A 2910-nucleotide genomic window follows, 5' to 3' on the forward strand; every position below is an offset into this window, starting at 1 on the left:
GCGCGGAGCGGGTCCCGGACCCCGGGCTCCTACCGCCCTTCTGAGAAGCGAAGCCGCAAAGAGCGGCGCCTGGAGCGGGTCAAGCGGGCCTCGATCCTCGCGGGACGACGACATCTGCCAGAGCTGTTCGCCGGCACCGGCACTGCCGTACGCGCGTCCGACTCCGCTGTCGTCGACACCGCGGCGGCGTCCGGCGAGGCCCGCCCCTACCGACCCGACGCCCTGCCCACGACGCTGCGGGCATGCCGGAGGATCGGCTCGTCCACCATGCGCCCCTCGTAGGCGAAGACGCCCCGTTCCCTCTCGGCGGCGGCGAGCAGCGCGCGGGCGCGCTCGACCTCGGCGTCGCCGGGAGCGAAGGCCGTACGGACCGCGGCCACCTGGCCGGGATGGATGCAGGCCTTCGCGGAGAAGCCGGAAGCGGCCGCATCCTCGGCCTCGGCGGCGAGGCCCCCGAGGTCGGCGATATCCACGTAGACGGCGTCGATACAGCCGACTCCCGCGGCTCCTGCGGCGAGGAGCACCTGCGAGCGCGCCTGGAGCGCCACGGCCCGGTAGGTGCCGCCGGCGGTGCGGCTCGAGGTGCCGCCGAGGGATGCCACGAGGTCCTCGGCGCCCCACATGAGGGCGGTCACGCCGTCGGCCGCGGCGATGGTGGCCGCGTGGACCACGCCCCGCGCCGTCTCGACCAGGGCGATGACCTCGACGTCCCCCAGGGCCGCACGGGCCGCGGCGACATGCTCGGGCGACTCCGTCTTGGCGAGCATGACGGTGCGGTAGGGGGTGCCTCGGACGGCGGCGCAGTCGAGTGCGAAGTCGGCTGTCCCCACCGCGTTGAGCCGCACCACGGTGCGCTCCGGGGCGAGCGGGGTCTCGGCGAGTGCCGTCCGTGCCGCGTCCTTGGCTCCGGGCGCCACGGCGTCCTCCAGGTCGAGGATGACGGTGTCGGAGCGGTCGGCCGCCTTGCCGTACCGCTCCGGGCGGTCCGCCGGGCAGAAGAGCAGTGCCGGTCCCAGGACGATCCCGCTCATCGCGTCACCGCCCGCTGCGACGTCGAGGACCACATCAGGACGGAGCGCGTTGCCGTCGCGACGACATCGCCGTGCTGGTTGCGCCCGGTGTGGACCATGGACACGATGCCCTGCCCGGGGCGCGAGGACGACGGGCGAACACCGGTGATCTCGGTCTCCGTGTACAGGGTGTCGCCGTGGAACAGCGGCCTCGGGAAGGCGACGTCGGTGAGCCCCAGCTGCGCCACGATGGTGCCCTGCGTGAGCTGGGACACGGACTGTCCGACGAGCGTCGCGAGGGTCAGCATCGAATTGACGAGCCGCTGACCGAAGGGCTGCCCCGCGGACCAGGCCGCGTCGAGGTGCAGGGCCTGCGTGTTCATGGTCAGCGTCGTGAACAGGACGTTGTCGGCCTCGGTCAGCGTCCGGCCGGGGCGGTGGGCGTAGACCGTCCCGACCTCGAGCTCGTCGAGGTAGAGGCCGCGCTGCTCGATCACGGACCGGGCAGGTGGGGTGTCGCCGCTCACGCGACCGCTTCCGCGAGCTCGATCCTCAGCGGGGCGCCGGTGGCGGCGACGACGTCGTCCGTGCTCACGCCGGGAGCGATCTCGCGCAGCACGAGTCCGTCGGGTTCGACGTCGATGACGGCGAGGTCGGTGACGATCCGGGTCACGCAGCCCTTCCCCGTCAGGGGCAGGGAACAGGCTTCGACGATCTTCGGCCGCCCTGCCCGGTCCACGTGCTCCATCATGACGATCACGCGCTTTGCCCCGAACACGAGGTCCATGGCGCCGCCCATGCCCTTGACCATCTTGCCGGGCACCATCCAGTTCGCGAGGTCGCCGTTCTGCGCGACCTCCATGGCACCGAGGACCGCGACGTCCACATGGCCGCCGCGGATCATGCCGAAGGACGCGGCCGAGTCGAAGAACGCAGCGCCCGGATTGGCGGTGACGGTCTCCTTGCCGGCATTGATGAGGTCCGGATCGACGGCGTCCTCGGCGGGATAGGGACCGACGCCGAGGATGCCGTTCTCGGAGTGCAGCACCACCTCGACGCCGGCGGGGATGTAGTTCGGGATCAGCGTGGGCATCCCGATGCCGAGGTTGACGTACTGCCCGTTCTCCAGCTCCTGCGCCACCCTGGCGGCGAGTTCGTTGCGGGTGAGTGCCATGCTCATGCTCCTTCGGGTGCGTTCAGGCCGGCGCCGGGGTGGGGCGCGCCGCCGATCGAGACGGTCCGCTTCTCGACGCGCTTCTCGACGTCGCGCGCCACCACCACGCGCTGGACGAAGATGCCGGGCGTGTGGACCTGCGCCGGGTCGAGCTCCCCGGGTTCCACGAGTTCCTCGACCTCGGCGATCGTGATCCGGCCGGCCTGCGCACAGAGCGGATTGAAGTTCATCGCGGTGGCGTGGAAGACGAGGTTGCCGTGGCGGTCGCCCTTCCAGGCGTGGACCAGCGCGAAGTCGGGCCGCAGCGACTCCTCGAGCACGTAGTCGACGCCGTCGAAGGACCGCACCTCCTTGGCCTTCGACGCCACGGCGACGCTGCCGTCGCCGTCGTACCGCTGGGGCAGGCCGCCCTCGCTGACCTGGGTGCCGACGCCCGCCGTGGTGAAGAAGGCCGGGATGCCCGCGCCGCCGGCCCGGAGCTTCTCGGCGAGGGTGCCCTGCGGGGTGAGCTCGACCTCGAGCTCGCCCGAGAGGTACTGGCGCGCGAACTCCTTGTTCTCGCCGACGTAGGAGCTGACGGTCCGGCGGATCCGGTGATCGGACAGCAGGATGCCGAGCCCCCAGTCGTCCACGCCGCAGTTGTTGCTCACCGTCTCGAGCTCCGAAGTCCCCTGCCGGTGCAGGGCGTCGATCAGGGTCACCGGGATCCCGCACAGGCCGAACCCT

4 protein-coding genes are annotated in these 2910 nt (G+C 71.8%); all 4 read right to left on the minus strand.

Annotation, left to right across the window (positions count from 1 at the left end):
- Positions 1-206: 206 nt before the first annotated feature.
- Positions 207-1031 carry an HpcH/HpaI aldolase/citrate lyase family protein gene (locus CVO76_RS01760; RefSeq protein ID WP_208740467.1) on the minus strand — a complete coding sequence of 275 codons (825 nt, stop codon included), beginning with the start codon at positions 1029-1031 and terminating at the stop codon, positions 207-209.
- A complete protein-coding gene (locus CVO76_RS01765; RefSeq protein ID WP_208740468.1) occupies positions 1028-1537 on the minus strand; it encodes a MaoC family dehydratase in 510 nt (169 codons plus the stop codon). Before CVO76_RS01765 ends, CVO76_RS01760 begins: the two co-directional genes overlap by 4 nt.
- The gene (locus CVO76_RS01770) at positions 1534-2184 is read right to left on the minus strand and encodes a CoA transferase subunit B (RefSeq protein ID WP_208740469.1); all 651 of its coding nucleotides are present in this window, start codon (positions 2182-2184) and stop codon (positions 1534-1536) included. The genes CVO76_RS01765 and CVO76_RS01770 overlap by 4 nt, the downstream gene beginning before the upstream one ends.
- A gap of 2 nt (positions 2185-2186) precedes the next feature.
- Positions 2187-2910, minus strand: a 724-nt coding sequence (locus CVO76_RS01775) for a CoA transferase subunit A (RefSeq protein ID WP_208740470.1), incomplete at its 5' end; no start/stop codon positions are given.

This window comes from Arthrobacter agilis (assembly GCF_002953615.1).
GTDB lineage: Bacteria > Actinomycetota > Actinomycetes > Actinomycetales > Micrococcaceae > Arthrobacter_D > Arthrobacter_D agilis_B.

Bases quoted from the DNA above. Each gene is read 5' to 3' on its own strand.
- CVO76_RS01770 (WP_208740469.1), bottom strand. From the start codon at position 2,184: ATGGCACTCACCCGCAACGAACTCGCCGCCAGGGTGGCGCAGGAGCTG.
- CVO76_RS01760 (WP_208740467.1), bottom strand. From the start codon at position 1,031: ATGAGCGGGATCGTCCTGGGACCGGCACTGCTCTTCTGCCCGGCGGAC.